The 23,252-nt window shown below is 73.3% G+C and carries 22 protein-coding genes and 1 pseudogene; 17 read left to right on the plus strand and 6 right to left on the minus strand.

What is annotated here, in order from left to right:
• The first annotated feature begins 2 nt into the window (after window positions 1–2).
• From KBX43_RS13970 to KBX43_RS14020, 11 genes are all read left to right on the plus strand, one after another.
• Entirely contained in the window at window positions 3–1,484 is a 1,482-nt protein-coding gene (locus KBX43_RS13970) for a 2-hydroxymuconic semialdehyde dehydrogenase (protein ID WP_210884713.1), read from the plus strand.
• A 56-nt stretch (window positions 1,485–1,540) separates the two neighbouring features.
• Window positions 1,541–2,338, plus strand: a complete 798-nt coding sequence (locus KBX43_RS13975; protein WP_069087296.1) for a 2-keto-4-pentenoate hydratase — start codon at window positions 1,541–1,543, stop codon at window positions 2,336–2,338.
• The gene (locus KBX43_RS13980; RefSeq protein WP_187693236.1) at window positions 2,335–3,273 is read left to right on the plus strand and encodes an acetaldehyde dehydrogenase (acetylating); all 939 of its coding nucleotides are present in this window, start codon (window positions 2,335–2,337) and stop codon (window positions 3,271–3,273) included. The genes KBX43_RS13975 and KBX43_RS13980 overlap by 4 nt, the downstream gene beginning before the upstream one ends.
• Complete coding sequence (gene dmpG, locus KBX43_RS13985) at window positions 3,270–4,385, plus strand: 4-hydroxy-2-oxovalerate aldolase (protein WP_113974813.1); 1,116 nt, start codon at window positions 3,270–3,272, stop codon at window positions 4,383–4,385. The genes KBX43_RS13980 and dmpG overlap by 4 nt, the downstream gene beginning before the upstream one ends.
• Window positions 4,382–5,155 (plus strand): 2-keto-4-pentenoate hydratase, encoded by a 774-nt coding sequence (locus KBX43_RS13990; protein WP_210884666.1) that lies wholly within the window; start codon window positions 4,382–4,384, stop codon window positions 5,153–5,155. The genes dmpG and KBX43_RS13990 overlap by 4 nt, the downstream gene beginning before the upstream one ends.
• Window positions 5,152–5,577 carry a RidA family protein gene (locus tag KBX43_RS13995; RefSeq protein ID WP_069087300.1) on the plus strand — a complete coding sequence of 142 codons (426 nt, stop codon included), beginning with the start codon at window positions 5,152–5,154 and terminating at the stop codon, window positions 5,575–5,577. The genes KBX43_RS13990 and KBX43_RS13995 overlap by 4 nt, the downstream gene beginning before the upstream one ends.
• Window positions 5,570–6,094, plus strand: coding sequence for a 3-hydroxyanthranilate 3,4-dioxygenase (locus KBX43_RS14000; protein ID WP_030502185.1), 525 nt, complete (start codon window positions 5,570–5,572; stop codon window positions 6,092–6,094). Before KBX43_RS13995 ends, KBX43_RS14000 begins: the two co-directional genes overlap by 8 nt.
• Before the next feature lie 5 nt (window positions 6,095–6,099).
• Window positions 6,100–7,101, plus strand: coding sequence for an amidohydrolase family protein (locus KBX43_RS14005; RefSeq protein WP_176722732.1), 1,002 nt, complete (start codon window positions 6,100–6,102; stop codon window positions 7,099–7,101).
• Between the two features lie 117 nt (window positions 7,102–7,218).
• Window positions 7,219–8,691, plus strand: coding sequence for an amidase (locus tag KBX43_RS14010; protein WP_210884668.1), 1,473 nt, complete (start codon window positions 7,219–7,221; stop codon window positions 8,689–8,691).
• A 74-nt stretch (window positions 8,692–8,765) separates the two neighbouring features.
• Window positions 8,766–9,053 carry a hypothetical protein gene (locus KBX43_RS14015; protein ID WP_043328923.1) on the plus strand — a complete coding sequence of 96 codons (288 nt, stop codon included), beginning with the start codon at window positions 8,766–8,768 and terminating at the stop codon, window positions 9,051–9,053.
• Window positions 9,040–9,453, plus strand: coding sequence for a DUF5130 family protein (locus KBX43_RS14020; RefSeq protein ID WP_030502180.1), 414 nt, complete (start codon window positions 9,040–9,042; stop codon window positions 9,451–9,453). The genes KBX43_RS14015 and KBX43_RS14020 overlap by 14 nt, the downstream gene beginning before the upstream one ends.
• 61 nt (window positions 9,454–9,514) lie before the next feature.
• On the opposite strand, the gene KBX43_RS14025 is transcribed toward KBX43_RS14020, so the two are convergent.
• Both KBX43_RS14025 and pepN read right to left on the minus strand, forming a co-directional pair.
• Window positions 9,515–10,078 (minus strand): Uma2 family endonuclease, encoded by a 564-nt coding sequence (locus KBX43_RS14025; protein ID WP_210884670.1) that lies wholly within the window; start codon window positions 10,076–10,078, stop codon window positions 9,515–9,517.
• An 87-nt stretch (window positions 10,079–10,165) separates the two neighbouring features.
• On the minus strand, window positions 10,166–12,712 hold the full coding sequence (gene pepN, locus KBX43_RS14030) for an aminopeptidase N (RefSeq protein ID WP_209964409.1): 2,547 nt from the start codon (window positions 12,710–12,712) through the stop codon (window positions 10,166–10,168).
• A 229-nt stretch (window positions 12,713–12,941) separates the two neighbouring features.
• Between pepN and KBX43_RS14035 the strand changes: the two genes are divergently transcribed.
• The 4 genes from KBX43_RS14035 (at window position 12,942) to KBX43_RS14050 (ending at window position 15,950) form a co-directional block, all read left to right on the plus strand.
• The gene (locus KBX43_RS14035; RefSeq protein ID WP_043328926.1) at window positions 12,942–13,565 is read left to right on the plus strand and encodes a DSBA oxidoreductase; all 624 of its coding nucleotides are present in this window, start codon (window positions 12,942–12,944) and stop codon (window positions 13,563–13,565) included.
• 181 nt (window positions 13,566–13,746) lie between these two features.
• Window positions 13,747–14,076: a hypothetical protein gene (locus KBX43_RS14040; RefSeq protein ID WP_064448642.1), complete on the plus strand. Its 330-nt coding sequence runs from the start codon at window positions 13,747–13,749 to the stop codon at window positions 14,074–14,076.
• Between the two features lie 132 nt (window positions 14,077–14,208).
• Complete coding sequence (locus KBX43_RS14045; protein WP_210884677.1) at window positions 14,209–15,408, plus strand: DUF1015 family protein; 1,200 nt, start codon at window positions 14,209–14,211, stop codon at window positions 15,406–15,408.
• A 71-nt stretch (window positions 15,409–15,479) separates the two neighbouring features.
• The gene (locus tag KBX43_RS14050; RefSeq protein WP_043328932.1) at window positions 15,480–15,950 is read left to right on the plus strand and encodes a ribose-5-phosphate isomerase; all 471 of its coding nucleotides are present in this window, start codon (window positions 15,480–15,482) and stop codon (window positions 15,948–15,950) included.
• A 16-nt stretch (window positions 15,951–15,966) separates the two neighbouring features.
• Here KBX43_RS14050 and KBX43_RS14055 read toward each other — a convergent pair whose 3' ends face one another.
• Complete coding sequence (locus KBX43_RS14055; protein WP_043328934.1) at window positions 15,967–16,341, minus strand: hypothetical protein; 375 nt, start codon at window positions 16,339–16,341, stop codon at window positions 15,967–15,969.
• Between the two features lie 139 nt (window positions 16,342–16,480).
• Window positions 16,481–17,701 (minus strand): GNAT family N-acetyltransferase, encoded by a 1,221-nt coding sequence (locus KBX43_RS14060; protein ID WP_307851522.1) that lies wholly within the window; start codon window positions 17,699–17,701, stop codon window positions 16,481–16,483.
• A gap of 98 nt (window positions 17,702–17,799) precedes the next feature.
• On the opposite strand from KBX43_RS14060, the gene KBX43_RS14065 reads away from it, so the two are divergent.
• Entirely contained in the window at window positions 17,800–18,342 is a 543-nt protein-coding gene (locus KBX43_RS14065; RefSeq protein WP_069087304.1) for a hypothetical protein, read from the plus strand.
• Between the two features lie 51 nt (window positions 18,343–18,393).
• Here KBX43_RS14065 and KBX43_RS14070 read toward each other — a convergent pair whose 3' ends face one another.
• Window positions 18,394–18,876 (minus strand): hypothetical protein, encoded by a 483-nt coding sequence (locus KBX43_RS14070; RefSeq protein WP_210884682.1) that lies wholly within the window; start codon window positions 18,874–18,876, stop codon window positions 18,394–18,396.
• 235 nt (window positions 18,877–19,111) lie between these two features.
• Here KBX43_RS14070 and KBX43_RS14075 point away from each other — a divergent pair.
• Window positions 19,112–21,073 (plus strand): annotated as a pseudogene (locus tag KBX43_RS14075) (propionyl-CoA synthetase); the annotation flags it as partial.
• 44 nt (window positions 21,074–21,117) lie between these two features.
• Here the strand turns inward: KBX43_RS14075 and KBX43_RS14080 are convergent.
• On the minus strand, window positions 21,118–23,238 hold the full coding sequence (locus KBX43_RS14080) for a M14 family zinc carboxypeptidase (protein ID WP_210884686.1): 2,121 nt from the start codon (window positions 23,236–23,238) through the stop codon (window positions 21,118–21,120).
• Between the last annotated feature and the right edge of the window lie 14 nt (window positions 23,239–23,252).

Below are 23,252 nucleotides of genomic sequence, written 5' to 3' on the forward strand. Positions count from 1 at the left end.
TGATGGCCGGGCACGCGCCGGACGGCCCCGGCCTGCTGCGCAACTTCGTCGGCGGCGAGTTCGTCGACGCCGGCGCCCGGTTCACCAAGCGCAGCCCGGTCACCGGCGAGCCGGTGTTCGAGGTGGTCGAGGCGTCGCAGTCCACGGTGGACGACGCGGTGGCCGCGGCCCGGGCGGCGCTGCGCGGCCCGTGGGGCCGGATGGGGGAGCGGGAACGCGCCGAGGTGCTGCGCCGGGTCGCCGACGAGCTGGAGCGGCGCTTCGACGACCTGGTTGCCGCCGAGGTGGCGGACACCGGCAAGGCCATCTCGCAGGCCCGGACGCTCGACATCCCGCGCGGCGCGGCCAACTTCCGCGCGTTCGCCGAGATCGTCGCGACCGCGCCCACCGAGTCGTTCACCACTGTCACCCCGACCGGCGGCCGGGCGCTGAACTACGCGGTCCGCAAGCCGGTCGGCGTGGTCGCGGTGATCGTGCCGTGGAACCTGCCGCTGCTGCTGCTCACCTGGAAGGTCGCGCCGGCCCTGGCCTGCGGCAACGCCGTGGTGGTCAAGCCCAGCGAGGAGACCCCGGCCTCCGCCACGCTGCTGGCCGAGGTGATGGCCGCGGCGGGCGTGCCGGACGGCGTGTTCAACCTGGTGCACGGCTTCGGCCCGGGCTCGGCCGGCGAGCACCTGACCCGCCACCCGGGTGTGGACGCGATCACGTTCACCGGCGAGTCGGCCACCGGCAGCGCGATCATGCGCGCCGCCGCCGACGGGGTGAAGGCGGTCAGCTTCGAGCTGGGCGGCAAGAACGCCGGCCTGGTGTTCGCCGACGCCGACCTGGACGCGGCGATCGCCGGTTCGGTGCGGTCCAGCTTCACAAACGGCGGCCAGGTGTGCCTGTGCACCGAGCGCATTTACGTGCAGCGGCCGGTGTTCGAGGAGTTCACCGCGCGGCTGGCCAAGCGCGCCGACGAACTGGCGTACGGCTGGCCGGACGACGAGGCGACGGCGAACATGCCGCTGATCTCGCACGGGCACCGGGACAAGGTGCTCGGCCACTACGCGCTGGCCCGCACCGAGGGTGCCGAGGTCCGCGCGGGCGGCGGTACGCCGCGCTTCGGCGACGGCCGCGACGGCGGGGCGTACGTGCAGCCGACGGTGCTCACCGGCCTCGGCGCGGACGCCCGCACCAACCAGGAGGAGATCTTCGGCCCGGTGGTGCACGTCGCGCCGTTCGACGACGAGGACGAGGCGTTCACGCTGGCCAACGGCACCGACTACGGCCTGGCCGCGACGGTGTGGACGCGGGACGTGGGCCGGGCGCACCGGGCCGGCGCCCGGCTCGACGCCGGCATCGTCTGGGTGAACACCTGGTTCCTGCGCGACCTGCGCACCCCGTTCGGCGGGGTGAAGGCGTCGGGTGTGGGCCGCGAGGGCGGCGTGCACTCGCTCGACTTCTATTCGGAACTGACAAACGTCTGTGTGGACCTGTCATGAGCGCGCGTGGTGGGCAGAATGGCCGGAATCCCCAGCGACGTAAGCGAGGAACCGCCATGACCGTGGACATCGAGGCCGCCAACCGGGAACTCGCGGTGGCCCGGCAGGAGGGCAAACCCTGCCCGCCGCTGCGCGGCCGGCTGCTGCCCGAGGGCGACGTCGAGGCCGCGTACCAGGTGCAGCAGGTCTACACCCGGCAACGGCTGGGCAAGGGGCACCGCCGCGTCGGCGCGAAGATCGGCCTGACGTCGCGGACCGTGCAGGAGAGCTTCGGCGTCTTCCAGCCCGACTTCGGGGTGCTCTTCGACGACATGGCCGTCGGCGACGGCGTCGAGGTGCCGATCGACCGGCTGCTCCAGCCGCGGGTGGAGGCGGAGATCGCCTTCGTGCTCGGCGCGGACCTGCCGGACGAGCGGGTCACCACTGTCGACCTGATCCGGGCGGTGGACCACGTGCTGCCGGCCATCGAGATCGTCGACTCGCGGGTCGCCGACTGGGACATCTCCATCGTGGACACGGTGGCGGACAACGCCTCCAGCGGGCTGTTCGTGCTCGGCACCGCGCCCCGGCGGCTCGCCGACGTGGACCTGCGGCTGTGCGGCATGGTTCTGGAGCACGCCGGTGAGCCGGTCTCGGTCGGCGCGGGCGCGGCCTGCCTCGGCAATCCGCTGCACGCGCTGCAGTGGCTGGCCGCGACCATGGCCCGGGCGGGCGACCCGCTCAAGGCCGGTGACGTGGTGCTCTCCGGCGCGCTCGGCCCGATGGTGCCGGTCACGCCCGGCGCCGCGTACGAGGCGCGCATCTCCGGGCTCGGCTCGGTGCGTACCTGTTTCTCGCGGGAGGGAAGCTCATGAGCGGCGTCGGAGTGGCGGTGCTCGGGTCGGGCAACATCGGCACCGACCTGATGATCAAGGTGTTGCGGCTCAGTGAGAGCCTGCGCATGGTGGCGATGGCCGGCATCGACCCGGCCTCGGACGGTCTGGCCCGGGCCCGCCGGCTCGGCGTGACCACCACCGCCGAGGGCGTCGACGGCTTGGTCGCGCTGCCCGAGTTCGCCGACGTCCAGCTCGTCTTCGACGCCACCTCGGCCGGCGCGCACAAGCGGCACGACGAGGTGCTGCGGGCACACGGGCGTACGGTCGTCGACCTGACCCCGGCCGCGATCGGCCCGTACGTGGTGCCGCCGGTGAACCTCGACGAGCACCTGGCCGAGCCCAACGTCAACATGGTGACCTGCGGCGGGCAGGCGACGGTGCCGATCGTGCACGCGGTCGGCCGGGTCACCCCGGTCGCGTACGGCGAGATCGTCGCCTCGATCGCCTCGAAGTCGGCCGGTCCGGGCACCCGGGCCAACATCGACGAGTTCACCGAGACCACCGCCCGGGCGATCGAGGTGGTCGGCGGCGCCGAGCGCGGCAAGGCCATCATCGTGCTGAACCCGGCCGACCCGCCGCTGCTGATGCGCGACACGGTCTACTGCCTGTGCCCGGACGCCGACGCCGACCGGGTGAAGATCGCCGCCTCGGTGGCCGACATGGTGGCCGCCGTGCAGGAGTACGTGCCCGGCTACCGGCTCAAGCAGGACGTGCAGTTCGACGCCGTCGACACGTACGCGCCGGTGCTCGGCCGGCACTTCACCGGCCTGCAGGTGTCGGTGTTCCTGGAGGTCTCCGGTGCCGGGCACTACCTGCCCGCGTACGCCGGGAACCTCGACATCATGACGTCGGCCGCGCTGCGCACCGCGGAGCGGCTGGTGGCGCTGCGTTCCCCGGAGGGGGCACCCCGATGACCGACCTCTACATCCAGGACGTGACGCTGCGCGACGGCATGCACGCCATCGGGCACCGCTACACGGTCGACCAGGTGCGTACCATCGCCGCCGCGCTCGACGCGGCCGGTGTGGCCGCTGTCGAGGTGGCGCACGGCGACGGCCTGGCCGGCTCCAGCGTCAACTACGGGCACGGCGCCGCCGCCGACGCGGACTGGATCGCCGCCGCCGCCGAGGTGCTGACCACCGCGCGGCTGACCACGCTGCTGCTGCCGGGCATCGGCACCATCGCCGACCTGAAGGCGGCGAAGGCGCTCGGCGTGACCAGCGTCCGGATCGCCACGCACTGCACCGAGGCGGACATCTCCGCCCAGCACATCGCCTGGGCCCGCGAGAACGACATGGACGTCTCCGGGTTCCTGATGATGTCGCACCTCAACGACCCGGCCGGGCTGGCCGCGCAGGCCAAGCTCATGGAGTCGTACGGCGCGCACTGCGTCTACGTCACCGACTCCGGCGGGCGGCTGCTGATGTCCGACGTGGCGCAGCGCGTCGACGCGTACCGGCAGGTGCTGGAACCGGAGACGCAGATCGGCATCCACGCGCACCACAACCTGTCCCTGGGCGTGGCGAACAGCGTGCTGGCGGTCGAGCACGGCCGGATCCTCGGCGACGGCCCGCTCGGTTCGCCGTCCGGGCGGACCGTCCGGGTGGACGCGTCGCTGGCCGGCATGGGCGCGGGCGCGGGCAACGCGCCGCTGGAGGTCTTCGTCGCGGTCGCCGAGCTGCACGGCTGGAAGCACGGCTGTGACGTGTTCGCGCTGATGGACGCCGCCGACGACCTGGTCCGCCCGTTGCAGGACCGGCCGGTCCAGGTGGACCGGGAGACGCTCTCCCTGGGGTACGCGGGCGTCTACTCCAGCTTCCTGCGGCACGCCGAGCGGGCCTCGGCCAAGTACGGCGTGGACGTCCGCTCGATCCTGGTCGAGCTGGGCCGTCGCCGGATGGTCGGCGGCCAGGAGGACATGATCGTGGACGTGGCACTGGACCTGGCCGGTAAGGAGGCCGTGAGCGCGAGGAGTGAGCCGGGTTTGCGAGCCCCGCAGTCGCGAACGAAAGGTGGCACAGCATGATCGGGCCGGACATCGCCGGCATCGCGGAGAAGCTGGGCGCGGCGGCCGACACCGCCACCGCGATCCCGCAGCTCGCCGCCGAGACCGGCCTCGACGTCGACGCCGCGTACTCGGTGCAGACCGCGCTGGTGAAGCGCCGCCTCGACCGGGGCGAGCGGCTGGTCGGGCTGAAGATGGGCCTCACCAGCAAGGCGAAGATGGCGCAGGTCGGCGTGGACGAGGTGATCTGGGGCCGGCTGACCGACGTGATGCGGGTGCCCGACGGCGGCGCCGTCGACGTCGGTGACTTCATCCACCCGCGCGTCGAGCCGGAGGTGGCGTTCCTGCTGGACCGGCTGCCCGACCCGGGCGAACCGGTCGGCTCGTTCACCCGGGCGGTACGCGCTGTCGCCCCGGCGATCGAGCTGATCGACTCCCGGTACGCGAACTTCACCTTCTCCCTGCCGGACGTGGTCGCCGACAACACCTCGGCCGCCGCGTTCGTGGTCGGGCCGTGGGCGCCGGTGCCGGACGGGCTGGACAACCTCGGCGTGCTGCTGGAGATCGACGGGCGGGTGGCGCAGGTCGGCTCGACCGCGGCCATCCTCGGCGACCCGCGCCGCGCGCTGGACGAGGGCCTGCGGCTGGCCGGCCGGCACGGCGTCCGGCTGCGCAAGGGCTGGGTGTTCCTGGCCGGCGCGGCCACCGCCGCGGTGCCGCTGCGCCCCGGGGCGCACGTCCGCGCCACAGTGGAGAAGCTGGGTTCCGCCTCGATGAAGGCCCTGCCATGACGGCCCGCGTGGTGGCCGGGAAGGCCGTGCCGCGGGGCGCGTTCCCGCACGTCAAGGTGGCCGGCGGATTCGTCTACGTGTCCGGTACGTCGTCGCGCCGACCGGACAACACGTTCGCCGGGGTGTCGGTGGACGAACTCGGCACCACCGACCTGGACATCCGGGAGCAGACCCGGGCCGTGATCGAGAACATCCGGGACCTGCTGCGCTCGGTCGGCGCCGACCTCGGCGACCTGGTGCAGGTCACCAGCTACCTGGTCAACATGAACGACTTCGGTGGCTACAACCAGGTGTGGGCCGAGTTCTTCGACGCCACCGGCCCGACCCGGACCACAGTCGCCGTGCACCAGCTTCCGCACCCGCATCTGCTGATCGAGATGCAGGCCGTCGCCCTTCTTCCGTCGGGAGGTTCCCATGAGTGAGATCGCCGAGCCGTTCAGCTTCTCCGGCTGGATCGGCGACAACCAGCACCTGCTCAAGCCCCCGGTGGGCAACAAGGAGATGCTGCCCGGCAGCGACGACTTCATCGTCATGGTGGTGGGCGGCCCGAACCAGCGCACGGACTTCCACGTCGACCCGTACGAGGAGTTCTTCTACCAGGTCAAGGGCAACATGCACGTCAACCTGATGCTGCCCGAGGGGCCGCGTACGGTGCACGTGCGCGAGGGCCAGATGTGGATGCTGCCGCGCAACACCCCGCACTCGCCGCAGCGTCCCGAGGCCGGCTCGATCGGCATGGTGATCGAGCGGGTCCGCGAGGAGGGCACGCTGGAGAAGTTCCAGTGGTACTGCGCCGAGTGCCACCACAAGGTGCACGAGGTGGAGTTGCAGGTCCGCGACATCGCCGCCGACCTGCCCCCGGTCTTCGCCGCGTTCTACGCCGACGAGAAGGCCCGCACCTGCGACAACTGCGGCGCGCTGCACCCGGGCAAGGGCTGACGCCGGTGTCGATGCCGGTCGTGGACGTGCACACGCACGTCGTACCGAAGGGGTGGCCGGACCTCGCCGCGGCGTGCGGCGGGTCCGGCTGGCCCTGGCTGCGGGTGGACTCCGAGCGCGCCGCCATGATCATGGTGGGGGAGACGGAGTTCCGCCCGATCGGCGCGCAGTGCTGGGACGCGCCGACCCGGCTCGCCGACATGGCCGCCGACGGCGTGGACGTGCAGGTCGTCTCGCCCACCCCGGTCTTCTTCAGCTACGACCGCCCGGCCGACCAGGCGGTCAAGGTGGCCCGGATCTTCAACGACCTCACGCTGGAGGTCACCGCGGCCGGCGGCGACCGGCTGGTGCCGTTCTGCCAGGTGCCGTTGCAGGACGCGGACGCGGCCTGCGCCGAGCTGGACCGCTGCCTGGCGGCCGGGCACGCCGGGGTGGAGATCGGCAACCACGTCGGCGACCGGGACCTGGACGACGCGGGCATCGTGCAGTTCCTCACCCACTGCGCCGAGGTCGGCGCGCCGGTCTTCGTGCATCCGTGGGACATGCCCGGCGGCCCCCGCCTGGACCGGTGGATGGCCCGGTGGCTGACCGGGATGCCGGCCGAGACGCACCTGTCGGTGCTGGCGCTGATCCTCGGCGGCGTGTTCGACCGGGTGCCGGAGACGCTGCGGATCTGCTTCGCGCACGGTGGCGGCAGCTTCCCGTTCTGGCTGGGCCGCGCCGACAACGCCTGGCACCGCCGCGGCGACCTGGTACGCGGCGCGTCGAGCGCGCCGCCCAGCTCGTACGTGGACCGGTTCCACGTCGACTCGGTGGTCTTCGAGCCGGCCGCGCTGCGGCTGCTCGTGGACACCATGGGCGCCGAGCGGGTGCTGCTCGGCAGCGACTACCCGTACCCGCTGGGGGAGCGGCCGGTGGGCCAGGTGGTGCACCGGGCGGACTTCCTCACCGACGATCAGCGGGCCGCGCTGCTCGGCGGCAACGCGCTGCGGTTCCTCGGCCGCTGAGACCGGCGCGGGTGCGTCCGTCGTCGCCCTAGAGTCGACGGACGCACCCGGCGCTGCTCAGGACCCGCCGGACGTGTCGCCCGGCCTCCCGGCCGCCGGACCGGCAGGATGGACGGCATGGCCGAGCCGCACGACCTGACCGCGCTGGAACAGGCCGCCGCGATCCGCCGGGGCGAGCTGTCCAGCCTGGAACTTGTCGAGCACCACCTGCGCCGGGTCGAGGCGCTCGGCGACACCGTCGGCGCGTTCGTCACCGTCACCGCCGAACACGCGCGGGCGGCGGCCCGGGCGGCCGACGCGGTCCCGGCGGCGGACCGGCATCCCCTGCACGGCGTGCCGACCGCGATCAAGGACCTGACCCTCACCGCCGGGGTACGCACCACCTTCGGCTCGGCCGCCTTCGCCGACTTCGTCCCGCCGGTCGACGCCGACGTGGTCCGCCTCATGACCGACGCCGGCCTGGTCAGCGTCGGCAAGACCACCACCTCCGAGCTGGGCTGCTCGCTGTACTCCGAGGGGCTGGTGGCGCCGCCGGCCCGCAACCCGTGGGACCTCGCGGGCACAGCGGGCGGGTCCAGCGGCGGGGCGGCCGCAGCGGTGGCCGCCGGACTGGTGCCGGTGGCCCAGGGCTCCGACGGCGGCGGCTCGCTGCGCATCCCGGCCGCGCTCTGCGGCCTGATCGGCTACAAACCCAGCCGGGGCATGGTCTCCGGCGGGCCACTCGGCTTCGGCGGCTTCGGGCTGCCGGTGAACGGGCCGATCGGCCGCACCGTCGCCGACGTGGCCGCGCTGCTCGACGTGCTGGCGCGACCCGTGCCCGGCGAGCCGTACCTGCCGCCGGCCGCGCCCGCCGGCGGCTACCTCGGCGTCGCCCGCTCCGCCCGCGCCACCGGCCCCGGCCGGCTGCGCGTCGGCCGCTTCACCACGCCGATGCTCGCCGACGAGCCGGTCCACCCCGACTGCGTCGACGCCGTCGACCGGGCCGCCGCGCTGCTCACCGACGCCGGGCACGAGGTGGTCGACGTCCCCGCGCCGCTCGGCCCCGAGGCGTGGCCGCTGTTCGAGACCCTCTGGTACGCGCTGGCGGTCACACCGGTCCCGCCCGACCGGGAAGGCGAGCTGCTGCCGCTGACCCGGTACCTGCGGGAGCGCGGCGCGGCCCTCGGCGTCCCCACGCTGATGGCCGCGCTCGGCGAGCTGCAGGCGCAGGTACGCCTCGGCGTACGCCGTACCGCCGGTTGTGACCTGCTGCTCTGCCCGACGCTCGCGGCCCCGCGGATGCCGGTCGGCGAGCTCGCCGCCCTCGAACCGGCAGAGGATTTCGACAGGCAGCGGCGCTTCTCGCCGTACTGCGCGGTCTTCAACGTCACCGGCGATCCGTCCGTTTCCCTGCCGGTCGGACGCACCCCCGACGGCCTGCCGGTCGGGGTGCTGCTCACCGGCCGGTACGGCGACGACGCGACATTGGTCGCCACTGCCGCGCAGCTTGAGCACTCGAGTGGCGGATGGGATCAGCACCCCGCAATCTGGCTGGCCACCGACTCCGCTAACGTGAACATCACAAGTGAGGTGCGGCGCGGCCGGTCCTGACCGGTCACCCGACCCGAATCATTCCTGGTCTCTCTTTCCGCCTGGGGGCGTTGGGATTGTCTGTTACCGAGACGTTGGTGGTCTTCGTCGGCATCCCGGCCGCCGCGGTGCTGCTGATCGCCGGCCTGGCGGCCGTCGGGGGCAGCCGTGGCAACGGTGGCGGCGCCAAGCGCTACCGGCCGGGCCGGCCCTTCGACTTCACTCCGGTCTGGTTCCTGAGCCGTCCGGAGCAGCTGGCCGACTCGGCCGGCACGGCGCTGTCCGCCGGAGCGCAGGCGCCGGCGTTGACCAGCCGCAAGCAGGAGCAGGCCGGCCGGGAGGCGCCGGCCGGTGGAACCGGAGGCGCAAGTGACCGTTGGTGAAGCGCGGCCCACGACGGGGACGGACACTCCGCCCGACGTGCTGGACGGACCGTTCTCGACCCGTCAGCTGCTCCGCATCGACGAGGCGCTGCGCCTCGCCGACCAGGGCACCGGCCTGGTCTTCTCGGTCTACGTCGGCGGGCTGGACGAGCCGATCCGGGAGCACGCCGAGCGGCTGCACCGCCAGCTCGCCGAGCCCGACCGCTCGGTGCTGATCGCGGTGTCGCCCAACCAGCGGCAGCTGGAGGTCGTCACCGGCCGGTACGCGCGCAAGCGCATCCCGGACACGTACGCGAAGCTGGCCGCGCTCTCCATGGTGGCCGCCTTCGGTGGCGGCGACCTGGCCGGCGGCATCATCCAGGGCCTCGACCAGCTCGCCAGCCACGCCGGCAAGGGCTGACCCGCCCCGCACACGACGAAGCCCGGCCCGCGCACCGCGCGGGCCGGGCTTTCTCGTCGTCTCAGCGGGGCCAGGCAGAAGGATCCAGGCGCATGGGCCACGGCTCGTCGAGCTGGGCGGCGTCATCCGGCCCGACCGTACCCATCAGGTTGTAGTGGACACCCTTGACCAGTTGGTAGCGGTAGATCACCGGGCCGAAGTCGCCTCGCTCCACCCGCCAGTAGTGCGGGATGCCGGCCTCGGCATAGAGCGGAGGCTTGATCAGCCGGTCATACCGGCGGCTGCTGGGTGACTCGATCTCGACGACGAGCGCGACATCCGAGGGGTGCGTCCACAAGCCGTCCGGGGGAGCGCTCGGCTTCAGCACGGAGATGTCCGGAATGAGATTGGCGACAGGTGCCCGGAGTCCGGCCTCCCGAATGACCCACCAACCGGCCGGCGCAGTGGCCTGGAGCGCCGATCGGATCTCGTCGGCCAGAAGTTGGTGCCCGTACCCGGGGGGTGGGGTCACGTGCAGGCTCCCGTCGATGATCTCGTAGCGGCTTCCGTCCTCGGGGAGGTCGGACAGGTCCTGCTCCTGCCACGGCCGCTCCGGCGGGCGCCACTCGTGGGTCGGTTGTGCCATCACGTCCACCTCCTCCGCACACGATAACGGCCGGGGGTCGGCGCGGGCTCCCACCCACGCCGGCCCCCGGCCGCCGCGCCCCTGCTTTCAGGCGCTGCGGGCGTCCCGCTCGCGGGCCCTCAGCGCGCGGACCACACCGTCGCGACCCTCCGCCACCAGCCGCCGCAGCGACGCCGGCCGCCCGTCCTGGGCCAGCCACGCGTCGGTGGCCGCGACCGTGTCCTCCTCGACCAGGTGCGCCGGGTAGGCGAGCTGGACGAACTCCTGCGCCGGCTCGCTGTCACGCTGCGCCCACACCTGGTCCACCGTGGCGAAGTACCGCTCCCGGTACGGCGCGGTCAGCTCGACCTGCGCCGCGTGGGTGAAGCCCTGCAGCAGCGCCCGGTTGCGCCAGTTGGGCAGCGCGTCCGGGCCGGTGAGCAGCGCCCACACCGCCGCCTTGTTCTCCTCGGTCGGCACCAGCGCGTGCGCGTACGCGGCCTCCCGCTCGCCGCTGGCGGTACGGTCGGCGGCCAGTTCCGCGTCCACGTCGGCGGCACCGGCGGCGCCGTTGGCCACGAGCGACTGCAGCACGGTCCAGCGCAGCTCGGTGTCGACGGTCAGCCCCTCCGGCACCCCGTTGCCGTCCAGCCAGCCGCGCAGCGTCGCCAGGTCCTCGCCGGAACGGGCCGACGAGGCGTACGCGCGGGCCCAGGCGAGCTGGAAACCGCTGCCCGGCTCGGCGGCGGCCAGCGCGGTCCGGGCGGTACGGGCCAGGTCCGCCCAGCCGGTCGGCGCCCATTCCGGGTCGGCGTAGAAGGTGAGCGCGGTGTTCGCCTGCCGCAGCGTGGCCGTGACCAGGTTGATGTCCGTCTCGGCGGTCAGCCCGGCCAGCACCAGCGCCACGTAGTCGCGGGCCGACAGCTCGGCGTCACGGGTCATGTCCCAGGCGGCCGTCCAGCACAGCGCCCGGGCCAGCGACGAGTCGAAGCCGGCGATGTGCTGCACCACGGTGGCCATCGACCGCTCGTCCAGCCGCAGCTTGGCGTACGTGAGGTCCTCGTCGTTGAGCAGCAGCACGTCCGCGGCGGGCTTGCCGTGCAGCTCGGACAGCTCGGTCAGCTCGCCGGTCACGTCCGTCTCGATCAGCTCCCGGCGCACCAGCCGGCCGTCGGTCAGGTCGTACAGGCCCACGCCGATGCGGTGGGTACGCAGCGTCGGGTAGCCCGACGGCGCCTCCTGCCGGACCACCACCCGCTCGTACGTGCCGTCGGCGCCGATGGTCACCTCCGGGCGCAACGTGTTGACCTGCGCGGTCTCCAGCCACTGGGCGGCGAACTTGCGCAGCTCCCGGCCCGAGGCCGTCTCCAGCTCGGACAGCAGGTCGTCGAAGGTGGCGTTGCCCCACGCGTACTTGCCGAAGTAGGCGCGCAGGCCGGCCAGGAACGGCTCCTCGCCCACGTACGCGACGAGCTGCTTGAGCACGCTCGCGCCCTTGGCGTACGTGATGCCGTCGAAGTTGACCTCGACCGCCTCCAGGTCCGGCATCTCGCAGTAGACCGGGTGGGTGGAGGAGAGCTGGTCCTGCCGGTAACCCCAGTTCTTGCGGATCGACAGGAACGTGGTCCAGGCGTCGGTGAAGCGGGTGGCGTGCGTGTTGCACCAGTGGCTGGCCCACTCGGCGAACGACTCGTTCAGCCACAGGTCGTTCCACCAGCGCATGGTGACCAGGTCACCGAACCACATGTGCGCCAGCTCGTGCAGGATCGTGTTGGCGCGCTGCTCGTACTCGAAGTCGGTGACCTGCGAGCGGAAGATGTAGTGCGACTCGGCGTGCGTGACGCAGCCGAAGTTCTCCATCGCGCCGGCGTTGAAGTCGGGCACCCAGAGCTGGTCGTACTTGGGCAGCGGGTAACGCACGCCGAACTTCTCCTGGAAGAAGTCGAAGCCCTGCGTGGTGATCAGGTGCAGGTCGTCGGCGTCCATGTGCGGGGCCATGCTGGCCCGGCAGAAGTAGCCCATGTCGATGCCGTCGTGGCTGCGGCGCACCTCGTGGTACGGCCCGGCGCAGAGCGCGGTGATGTAGGTGCTCATCCGCTCCGAGAGCGCGAAGTGCACGGTCTTCAGCCCCTCACCGGCCGCCTCCTCGCGGGCCACCGGCATGTTCGACACGACCCGCCAGTGGTCCGGCACCGTGGCGTGCCAGGTGTAGACGCTCTTCAGGTCGGGCTGGTCGAAGCAGGCGTAGACCTTCTGCGCGTCGGCGGTCTCGAACTGGCTGTACAGGTAGGTCTCGCCGTCCACCGGGTCGACGGTGCGGTGCAGGCCCTGCCCGCTGTTCGAGTAGCCGAAGTCGGCGTCGACCACGAGCACGTTCTCGGCGGCCAGGCCGGTCAGCGTGAGGCCCTTCTCGGCGGACCAGCCGGACAGGTCGACCGGCTCGCCGTTGAGCGTGGCGGAACGCACCGACTCGGCGGCCGCCTCGATGAAGGTGGTGGCCCCCGGCTCGGCGCAGCGGAACCGGACCTCGGTCACCGAGCGGAACGTGCGACCGGTGGGCTGCACCGCGGTCGACAGGTCAAGGCTGATGTCGTACCCGGTCACCTCGAGCAGGCGGGCCCGCTCGGTCGCCTCGACCTGGGTCAGGTTGCGCACTCCCGGCACTGTTCGTCTCCATCCCACTCGTCTCGCCGCGCCCCGCGGCACCGGTCTTTCCCGGCCCGCTCGTGACGGCCCGCTGAGAACCGAGTCTTCCATGCACGGACCGCTCCCGGTGGTCGAGGTCACGCTCTCATTCCGGTACCGGTCGATACGGCCGTGGGTGGAGGATCGGGAGTGACCGCGCCGGATCCCCGGCGCGACGTTGTCGTGAAGGGATGACACCGTGACCGAACGTGTCACCGCGGACATGTGGTTCGACCCGCTGTGCCCGTGGGCCTGGATCACCTCCCGCTGGCTGCTCGAGGTCGAGCAGGTCCGGGACGTGGACATCCGGTTCCATGTGATGAGCCTGTCCGTGCTCAACGAGGGCCGGGACCTGCCGGAGGAGTACCAGGACCTGATGGTCAAGGGCTGGGGTCCGGTGCGGGTGTGCATCGCCGTCGAGCAGGCGCACGGCGCCGAGACGCTGGCGAAGCTCTACACCGCGATGGGCACCCGGATCCACCTCGGCAAGGAGGAACTGGGCCGCGACATGCTGGTCGGCGCGCTCACCGACGTCGGTCTGGACCCGGCGCTCGCCGACGCCGCCGAGTCCACCCAGTACGACGACGCGCTGCGGGCCAGCCACGAGGCGGGCATGCGGCCGGTCGGCACCGAGGTGGGCACGCCGGTGATCCACGCGCCGGGCCCGGACGGCGGGCAGGTCGCCTTCTTCGGCCCGGTGATCACCCCGGCGCCCAAGGGCGAGGCGGCCGGCCGGCTCTGGGACGGTGTGCTGCTGGTCTCCGCCACCCCCGGGTTCTACGAGCTGAAGCGCACCCGCGAGCAGGGCCCCATCTTCGACTGAGGGGTAAGGAAGGGCCCCTTCTTAACGCCTCCGGTAGCGGAAGGGCCCCTTGTTAACACCCGCAGCGCGCCCCGAGCCCCGCACCCGCCCGTCACCGGGCCGGTGCGGGGCTCGTTTCACCGGATGTCCCAGCCGACGGCCCACGCGGGGCCGCACCACGGCAGCTCCTGGAGGCGTTCCCATGGCTAAGCACCGCCGCATGTCCGACGACGCGCCGCAGCCGGCGACCGAGGACTCCGGTGCGACGTACTGGTCGGTGACCGAGAGCGCCTGGCCGGCCGGCCCGGCCGAGGTGGCCGACCTGCTGGCCCCGCCGATCGTGGTCGGCGTGGCCCGGGTGGTGGCCACGTCGCGGATGACGCCGCCGGCCGAGACCGTCCGGCCCGGGCGGGCGCCGTCGCGTACCGGCGCCGCCGCGGGCGCGACGACGGTACGCCTCAACGCCGGCTCCCGCCCCGCCGCCCCGGCTCGCCGTCCGGTTCCGGGCCGGCACCGTAACCCCACCGCCTGAGCCGCCCTCCCGGTGTTAAGAAGGGGCCCTTCCTCTACCGGAGGCGTTAACAGGGGGCCCTTCCTTTCACCTGGTGGTAAGGGGGTGAGTCCGGCGGCGCGGGCGATCGGGGCCCGGGTAGCGTCAGCGGACATGACGGTCGTGCATCCGATCAACCGGGCCTGGATCACCACTGGCGGCACCGGCGCGCAGAACTACGACGAGTTCGCCGACGACGCGGAGATCACCTCCATCGTCGAGGCGAATCCGCACAGCGCGCTGGGCATCGAGATGCCCCACCGGGCGCCGGGCAGCCTCGGGAAGTCGTTCCTCGACGCGCTGCCGGACGCGGTGGCGCGCCTGGCCGAGGCGAAGGCGGACGGCAGCTACACGCCGGCCGAGCAGGTGGTGGTGCTCTACCGGATCAGCGCGCCGGGCGAGGAGAGCGCGTACGGGCTGTGGGCCATGGTCGACACCGACCAGATCTCCACCCGCGCCGACGAGCCGGGCCTGGTGATCCGCAACGAGGACGTGTTCATCGCCAAGGTGCGCGAGCGCGTCGCGCTGGCCGAGGCGCTCGGTCATCTGCTCTCGCCCGTACTGCTGCTCCAGACCGGTAGGGGCGACGAGCTGCACGCCGCGCTCGCGGCGGCGACCGAGGCGGCCGGGGCCCCCGCCGCGACGGACGTCGACCAGTCCGGTCGCACGCACGCCATCTGGCTGCTCGGCCCGGGCCCGGCGCAGGACGAGCTGACCGCGCTCGCGGGCGGCGGGGAGCTGGTGGTCGCGGACGGCAACCACCGCAGCCTGGCCGCGCAGACCGGCGGGTTCCCGCGTTTCCTCGCGGTGGTCACCACGCCCGCGTCGGTCGCGATCCAGCCCTACAACCGGCTGGTCAGCGAGCTGACCACCACGCCGGAGGAGCTGCTCGACCGGCTGCGCGCGGCGGGCGCGGAGATCACCCCGGTGGACGGGCCGGTCGACGTGCCGGCCACCGGCGGCGTCGTGCGCCTCTACCTCGGCGGCCGGGGGTACGCGGTGACGCTGCCGCACGTCGGCGCGGGCCGGCTGGAGAACCTCGACCACGCGCTCGTCGAGCGTCTGCTGCTGCGCGACGCGCTGGGCCTCGACCCGGGCGACAAGCGGATCACGTACGTGGGCGGCGACTATCCGGCGAGCTGGCTCGTCGGTGAGGTCGACGCCGGCCGGGCCGAGCTGGCGGTGCTCGTCGCGCCGGTGACCGTGGACGACTTCGTCGCGGTGAACCTGGCCCGGGAGAAGATGCCCCGCAAGAGCACCTGGTTCACCCCGAAGGCGCGGGCCGGCCTGGTCGTGGCCGAGCTGCCGCACTGACCGTGTGACGTACCGCCTCCGGGTCGCCGCCGGTTCGCCGGCCCGGAGGCGGGCCTGTCAGACTGCGCGGTATGCGCGTCTACCTGGGATCCGACCACGCCGGTTTCGAGTTGAAGGTGCACCTCGCCAACCACCTGGCCAAGCAGGGCTACGAGGTGGTGGACGTGGGTCCGCACGCCTTCGACCCGGACGACGACTACCCGGCGTTCTGCCTGCACACCGGCGACCGGGTGGTCGGTGACCCGGGCAGCCTCGGCGTGGTCATCGGCGGCTCCGGCAACGGCGAGCAGATCGCCGCGAACAAGGTCGCCGGCGTCCGGGCGGCGCTGGCCTGGAACGTGGAGACCGCCCAGCTGGCCCGCGAGCACAACGACGCCAACGTCGTCGCGATCGGTGCCCGGCAGCACACGCTGGACGAGGCGACCGCGCTGGTCGAGGCGTTCCTGACCACGCCGTTCTCCGGCAACCCCCGGCACAGCCGGCGCATCGAGCAGGTGGCCGCCTACGAGCAGAGCCGCAAGCTGCCCGAGCTGCCCGCCTGACCGGACGCCGCCGGGCTCACCGCCCGTTGCGGGGCAGCTCCTCGCGGGGCACCCAGTTGCGCCGGATCAGCACCACCCGCTCCTCCGCCGCGGCGAGATCGTCGTCGGTGGGGCGGGCGGCGTCCCGTGCCCGCAGCGCGGCGGTGACGCTCACCTGCGACGAGCCGGAGCCGACCAGCCCGCGCAGCCCGCGCTCGCCCTCCTCGGCGGTCGGGGCGGCGCGGCGTCCGCGCGGCTCCGGCTCGCCCGGCCGGCCGCCGCGCGGGGCCCGGGGCGTCACGTCGTCGTGTACGGGGGCGGTGCTGGCCGTGGTGCCGTCGGCGCTGTCGGCCGGGGCGCCGGCCTCGCCGTGATGCCGTAGCCGTCGTCGCCGTCGCTCCGCCTCACCCATCCCCCGACCGTACCGCCCCCGACCCACCCGCGGCCGGGGTCGCGCCCGCGCCCGCGCGATCATGAAGTTGGCCGGGACGAAACGGACGGTTCACGCCGCCAACTTCATGATCGACGGGGAAAACGGGCGGGGCGGGCGGTCAGAAGACCTCCATGGGGGAGGGGGCGCGGTACCAGGTGAAGGCGGGCGTCAGCGCGGTCAGCGTGTCCGGGAGCAGCTCTTGGACACGGCCGGCGGCGGCCAGCGCGTACGGGTTCGCGCCGCCGAGGTACAGCTCACCGAGCGCGCGTACGTCACACGCCAGCCCGGCCGGTGCGGTGGTGGGCGTGCACTCCGCCCCGTCCGGGCCGCCGACCAGCCGCCAGCGGCCGGTGTTCTCCTTCAGCAGCTCGTCGGTGACCTCGATCACCACGTCCACGTCAGCGGCGTAGCGCCGGGCGGCGAGCGCGGCCGGCACGTCCACCACCCGCACCCAGAGCGCGTCGGCGAGGTGCGGGGAGAGCTGGCGGGGTTCGTCCACCAGCCGCAGCAGCGGCTCGTCCAGGGCCGCGATCGGGAACGACAGCCGGCGGGTCAGGTCGACCGAGAGCAGCAGCCGCCACAACGCCGTGTACGCCTCCGGCGTCAGCGCCACCACCTCGCCGACCTGCGTCTCGGCCTGCGGGCCGGTGGCCGTCGAGCTGTCCTTCGTCCGGTAGAGCGCGTACCCGTCGAGCCCGCCGGGGCCCTCGTGCAGCAGCACCCGGCGTTCGGTGGCGCCGCCCCGGTGCGCCTTGAGGTCCGCCAGCAGGTACGACCACCAGCGCTCGTCGCGGCGGGACCAGCCGGGGCGGTCGGCGCGCGCCTGCTCGTACAGCCGGGCCAGCTCGTCCCGGCGCGCCTCCGGACGGTCCAGACGCAGCCTGCCCTCGGCGGGCGCCGGGGCGGGCAGGCGCAGCCCGGTGGTGTCCACGGACAGCATGTACCGCGGTGCCGCCGACCCGTAGCCGAACCGGGGATAGATGCGGCCCTCGCTGGCCCAGAGCACCGCGATCGGTTCCCGGCCGGCGTCGCGGACGTCCCGCAGCTGGCGGTGCATCAGCGCGGTGAGCAGGCCGCGCCGCCGGTGCGTCGGCGCGACAGCGACCATCGTCACGTGCGCGGCCGGCACGTTCGCGCCGGGCACCGCGAGCTCGCGGCTGAACGCGGCGGCGTTTGCCACGACCGTCCCGCCGTCGCGGACCAGTAACGACCGGTCCGGCTCGAAGATCGGGCGTTCGAGCGCCTGCACGTCGGGGTCCAGATCGCCGTGGAAGGCCAGCGCCAGCAGCGCCGCGATGTCGTCGAAGTCCTCAGCTCGGGATACCAGCACGTCAGTCACGGCACGTGTGTATCGCACCGCGATGGGGGTCGGCACCCTATTTGCGGGCTGGCTACCCTCGGAAGCGAGGCCGGGATCGGCCGAGGGGGAGGACGAGGATGGCGGACCAGACACAGCCGTGGGCCGAGCGCACCGTGGAGGTGCCGCCCCAGCCGGGGGTGGTGCCCCCGCAGCGGGACGCGTTCCAGCGCGGGGTGGCGGCGGTCGGTCAGCCGCGCACGCGGCGTACGCCCCGCACCGAGCAGTTCCCCACCGTCGAGCAGCACGGCGACTGGGCCGGTGAGCCGGCGCCGCGCCGGCCGATGAGCTGGCATCTCGCCCAGGCCCGCAAGGGCGGGGAGCTGAGCGCCGCCGGGGCCCTGTTCGCGTTCGTCTGCTGGGGCATCTGGGCGATCTCCGGGCGGGGCAACCTGATCGCGCCGCTGCTCACGTTCGTGCTCAGCCTGCTCACCGCGGTCGGCCTGTTCGCGCTGGCCCGGCTGCTGGGCCGGCTGATCCTGGAACGGCAGTTCGGCCGGGTGCGCCGCAGCGCCAAGGGTGCTCACCTGGTCACCGCGTTGTTCCTGGTCGGCGTGGGGGTGGCGTACCTGCAGCAGACCGAGTGGGTGGTCTCCGCCTGGAACTGGGTGACCGGCGTCTAGGTGACTGTCGTCCGTCCGGCGCGCGCCGGACGGACGACAGGGGCGTCGGCGTCAGAAGGTGGTCGGTGCGCCGGCCGTCTTGCAGGCGGCGTTGATGTCCTTGCTGGCCTTCTCCATGGCGGGGTTGTCGGCGGCGGTGCCCGGGTCGGGGGCTGAGCCCGCCTTGGCGGCCTCCGCGGCGAACTCCTTCAGGGCGGTGGCCGTCTTGCCGTCGCCGGCGGTCCCGGCGAGCTGGGTCACCCGGTCACCGAGCTCGGTCAGGATCGCGCCGGTCTGCTTCGTCAGGTCGCCGCCCGACTGCACGGCGGTCATGAGCTTCGCCCGCATGTCCTTGTTGATCTTCTCTGCGGCGGTGCAGAGTTCCTTGTCGCTCACGGCGGCGGCCGCCGACGGCGAGGGGGCAGCCGACGAGGGGGTGGCGGAGGCCGAGGTGGCCGCCGGCCCGGCCGTGGTCGAGGGCTTCTCGTCGCCGCACGCGGCGAGCCCCAGCACGGCACAGGTCAGGAGGATCGGCAAGATCCGATTGGTTTTCACGCCTGCGCACGCTAGTCGACAGCCGTCGTCGATCAAACTCGGTTTGCCCCGGGATGCGCGGGCGGGCGGCATTCGCGCCGCCCGCCCGCGTGCCCGGCCGCGGTACGCCGCGACACCGGTCGTCTCTCCACCAGGACCGTGCTGGGTTACCCCGCCCCACGGGCTTCATCCGTCGCCCGTTGGGCTGAGCGGCCACCGCCCACCGCCGTGAGCGGCCGTTCAGCGAGCCGGGCCGTGCTTCCGGCGCACCGGACCCGTCCGGCCGTCGTGCCGGCGGTGCGCCGCGGCGCAGCATGACGGTATGGGCGCGTATCGATCAGCGTACGAGCGGAGCATCGCCGACCCGGCCGGTTTCTGGCGGGACGCGGCGGCCGACATCGACTGGGTCATCCCGCCGGAGCACATCCTCGACGAGGAGGCGGCGCCGCTGTACCGCTGGTTCCCCGACGGGGTGCTGAACACCTGTCACAACGCGCTGGACCGGCACGTCGCCGCCGGGCGTGGCGACCAGCCCGCGTTGATCCACGACAGCCCGGTGACCGGCACGGTCCGCACGCTCACCTACGCCGAACTGCTCGCCGAGACCGCCCGGTTCGCCGGTGCGCTGCGCCGGCTCGGCGTCGGCCGGGGCGACCGGGTGCTGCTCTACCTGGCGATGGTCCCGGAGGCGGTGATCGCCATGCTGGCCTGCGCCCGGATCGGCGCGGTGCACTCGGTGGTATTCGGCGGCTTCGCCGCGCACGAGCTGGCCGTCCGGATCGACGACGCGCGGCCGAAGGTGGTGGTGGCGACCTCCTGCGGCATCGAGGCCGACCGGGTGGTGCCGTACCACCCGATCCTGGCCGCCGCGCTGGACGAGGCCGGGCACGCGCCGGAGCGGTGCGTGGTGGTGCAGCGCCCGCAGGAACCGGCGCCGCTGGTGCCGGGCCGCGACCTGACCTGGGCCGAGGTGATGGCGGACGCGGAACCGGCGCCGTGCGAGCCGGTGGCCGCCACGGACCCGCTCTACGTCCTCTACACCTCCGGCACCACCGGCCGGCCCAAGGGCGTGGTGCGGGACAACGGCGGGCACGCGGTGGCGTTGCGCTGGTCGATGCGCAACGTCTACGGCATCGAGCCGGGCGAGGTCTTCTGGGCCGCCTCCGACGTGGGCTGGGTGGTCGGCCACTCCTACATCGTGTACGCGCCGCTGCTCACCGGCGCGACCACCGTGCTCTACGAGGGCAAGCCGGTCGGCACCCCCGACGCCGGGGCGTTCTGGCGGGTCGCCGCCGAGCACCGGGTGGCGGCCCTGTTCACCGCGCCCACCGCGATCCGGGCGATCCGCCGCCAGGACCCGGACGGCGCGCACATCGACCGGTACGACCTGAGCGCGCTGCGTACCCTCTTCCTCGCCGGTGAGCGGCTGGACCCGGACACCTGGGCCTGGGCGGGGCAGCGGCTCGGCGTACCCGTGGTCGACAACTGGTGGCAGACGGAGACCGGCTGGCCGGTGGCGGCCAACCCGCGCGGCCTGGAGCCGCTGCCGATCAAGCCGGGGTCGCCGACGGTGCCGGTGCCCGGCTACGACGTGCGCGTGGTCGACGGCGCGGGCCGGGACGTGCCGCCCGGCACGGACGGCTCGATCGTGATCCGGCTGCCGCTGCCGCCCGGCTGCCTGCCCACGCTCTGGGGTGACGACGAGCGGTTCGTCCGCTCCTACCTGTCGACGTTTCCCGGCCACTACCTGACCGGCGACGGCGGCCGGTTCGACGAGGACGGCTACCTGTACGTGATGGGCCGCACCGACGACGTCATAAACGTGGCCGGGCACCGCCTGTCCACCGGCGCGATGGAGGAGGTCCTGGCGACGCACCCGGCGGTGGCCGAGTGCGCGGTGATCGGCGTGGCCGACGCGCTGAAGGGGCAGGTGCCCAGCGGGTACGTGGTGCTCAAGGCCGGCGCCGACGTGGACCCGGACGCGCTCGCCGCCGAACTGGTCGCGCTGGTCCGGCAGCGGATCGGCCCGGTGGCCGCGTTCCGCCGGGTGACTGTGGTGCCGGCGCTGCCCAAGACCCGTTCCGGGAAGATCCTGCGGCGCACCATGCGGGGCCTGGTCGAGGGGCGCGACGAGCCGGTCCCGGCGACCATCGACGACCCGGGCGCGCTCACCGTCTTCCGCGACCTCGGCGCCGCGGACCGGGACGGGCAGGGCTGACGCGGTCCCCGGCCGGACTTCCACCGGCCGGGGACCGCCTGCCCTCAGCGCCGGACCGGGTTGCTCGCCGCGTAGTCGCGGGCGACGCGGACCAGCTCCACCAGGCCGCCGGCGTACTCCTGCGCCTCGCCGTGCGCCTCGTCGAACGGCGGCTGGAAACCGACGCCCTCCCACTGGCCGGTGGCCTCGTTCCACCTGTCGTTGCCGACCTCGAAGTCCCAGGCGAAGATGCCCAGCTCGTAGTAGAGCTGGTCGGCCGAGTTGCCGGCCGCCGAGTAGAGCACGTCGGCGACCGGGCCGGTCTGCGACGGCCAGGTGACGGTGCCGCGCTCGGCCGCGATGGCCCCGACGATGCGCCGGGCGCTGGCCAGGAACAGCGTCGACTCGTCGATCGACGGGCGCGGCAGCGTCACCCGCCCGTCGGCCTTGTACGCCCCGGGCGGCCACATGAAGTAACCGCCGTACGAGTGCACGTTCATCGCGAACTTGATGTTCGGGTGCGCCTTGGCCAGGTCGATCACGTTGCGGCTCTCCGGCTCGGACAGCTCCGCCGTGCCCGCGTAGTTGCCGGCCAGGCAGTTCGTGCTCGCGCCCACGTACCCGTCGAACAGGGATCCGACCGTGTAGTTCCGGTTGACGTCGACGCCCCACATGTTCCGGTACTTCGGGTCCCGCGCTTCACCGGCGCAGTGGTTGACCAGGTTCTTGCGCTGGAAGTTGTAGTCGTGGAACGAGTAGTTCGCGCCGTCCGGGTTCACCGTCGGGATGACGAACACGTCCACCTGCTCCAGCAGCTTGCGGGTCGCCGCGTCGGTGCGGGCGTTGGCGAGCAGCCGCTCGGCGAACTCCAGCGTGACGAGCGGGGTGGCCCACTCGCGGGCGTGCTCCTGCGAGTACGCCAGCACGCCGATCCGGGAGCCGTCACGGTGTTTGCCGATGCGCAGTGCCTGCACCGTCCACGGCCGGGCCGGCACCTCGGTGCCCTGCAACCCGTCGTCGAGGCGTACCGGCCCGGTGACCGGCATCGGCAGCCCGGCCGAGCCCTCCTCCACAGTGGCCCGGAAGCGGGCGCCGCGCGGCGCGTTGATCAGGGCGGCCACGTCGTCGGTGGTGCTCGTCACCTTGCCCGCCCGGTCGGTGGCCAGCGAAATCGTGAGCACCCGGTCCCGGTAGCGCATGCTCAGCGGCCGGTTCGGCCGGCCCGGGTCGACGGTGCGTACCTGCACGCCGTTCATGCCCTGGTCGCCGAAGCGGACCGACTCCACCACCACGGCGGCGGCCGCCGGGTCACCCAGGTAGGCGGCGGCGTTGCGGCGGTAGCCCTGCGTCTTGTTCGGCAGGTCGATCACGTCGACCAGGTCGCGGTACTGGCGGCCGAGCCGGGCGATGCGCGCCTTGATGTCCACCGGCGTCAGGTACGCGTCGATGAAGTCCTTCTGGTAGCCGGCCGGCTGCGGCGGCGGGGAGGCGTTCGGCCAGAGCGACGGCGTGACCGGCCGGCTCGTCCCGCCCAGGCTGGACGTGGCGGTGAACTGCACGGGCCGGCCGGGCGCCGGCTGCGGCAGCGCGTAGTGGTACTGGTATTCGCCCGAGTCCTCGAAGCGGTACAGCGGGAACGAGCCGGTGGCGCCGTCGGCGGTACGCCAGGTGACGGTGATCTCCACGTCGGGGTCGTCGCTGGCGGTGGTGGCGACCTGCGCCTGGACGAACGTCCGCCCGCCGGTGGTCCACCAGTACGCCTGGAGGAACTGGAGCGTGTCGACAGCGGCGGCGCCGCTCGCGCGCAGCCCGGCGCGGGTGCGCTCCTGGGCGGCGCGGCGGCTCTCGGCGATCCGCCGGGTGCCGTCGTCGGCCCGCTGTACGACCTGCAGGGCGGTCGCGCCCTGCCGGGTGAGGTCGGCGAGCTGCCGGCCGGTGAGGACCAGGTCGGCGATCAGCCTGCCGTCCCGCGAGCGGGGACGGTTGGCCAGGTCCGCGCCGCCGGCGACCAGGCGGTCGAGCTGCGCCCGGTCGGCGAGCTGCACGCGGACCAGCGCGGTCTCGGTGGGGGCGAGGGTGAGCGCGGGGGCGGCCGGCGCGGCGGCGCCGGGGCCGGGATGGGACAGGACAGCGGCGATCAGGATGCTGGTGGTGGCGAGCGCGGTCCACCGTCGTCGGACGAACACGGGGCCTCCTGACG

It is taken from the genome of Micromonospora sp. C41, from assembly GCF_018070485.1.
In the GTDB taxonomy this organism is placed as follows: domain Bacteria; phylum Actinomycetota; class Actinomycetes; order Mycobacteriales; family Micromonosporaceae; genus Micromonospora; species Micromonospora chalcea.

Coding starts and splice junctions, on each gene's coding strand:
- KBX43_RS13970 (WP_210884713.1), top strand. CDS start 3: ATGGCCGGGCACGCGCCGGACGGCCCCGGCCTGCTGCGCAACTTCGTC.
- KBX43_RS13975 (WP_069087296.1), top strand. CDS start 1,541: ATGACCGTGGACATCGAGGCCGCCAACCGGGAACTCGCGGTGGCCCGG.
- KBX43_RS13980 (WP_187693236.1), top strand. CDS start 2,335: ATGAGCGGCGTCGGAGTGGCGGTGCTCGGGTCGGGCAACATCGGCACC.
- dmpG (WP_113974813.1), top strand. CDS start 3,270: ATGACCGACCTCTACATCCAGGACGTGACGCTGCGCGACGGCATGCAC.
- KBX43_RS13990 (WP_210884666.1), top strand. CDS start 4,382: ATGATCGGGCCGGACATCGCCGGCATCGCGGAGAAGCTGGGCGCGGCG.
- KBX43_RS13995 (WP_069087300.1), top strand. CDS start 5,152: ATGACGGCCCGCGTGGTGGCCGGGAAGGCCGTGCCGCGGGGCGCGTTC.
- KBX43_RS14000 (WP_030502185.1), top strand. CDS start 5,570: ATGAGTGAGATCGCCGAGCCGTTCAGCTTCTCCGGCTGGATCGGCGAC.
- KBX43_RS14010 (WP_210884668.1), top strand. CDS start 7,219: ATGGCCGAGCCGCACGACCTGACCGCGCTGGAACAGGCCGCCGCGATC.
- KBX43_RS14025 (WP_210884670.1), bottom strand. CDS start 10,078: ATGGCACAACCGACCCACGAGTGGCGCCCGCCGGAGCGGCCGTGGCAG.
- KBX43_RS14040 (WP_064448642.1), top strand. CDS start 13,747: ATGGCTAAGCACCGCCGCATGTCCGACGACGCGCCGCAGCCGGCGACC.
- KBX43_RS14045 (WP_210884677.1), top strand. CDS start 14,209: ATGACGGTCGTGCATCCGATCAACCGGGCCTGGATCACCACTGGCGGC.
- KBX43_RS14050 (WP_043328932.1), top strand. CDS start 15,480: ATGCGCGTCTACCTGGGATCCGACCACGCCGGTTTCGAGTTGAAGGTG.
- KBX43_RS14055 (WP_043328934.1), bottom strand. CDS start 16,341: ATGGGTGAGGCGGAGCGACGGCGACGACGGCTACGGCATCACGGCGAG.
- KBX43_RS14065 (WP_069087304.1), top strand. CDS start 17,800: ATGGCGGACCAGACACAGCCGTGGGCCGAGCGCACCGTGGAGGTGCCG.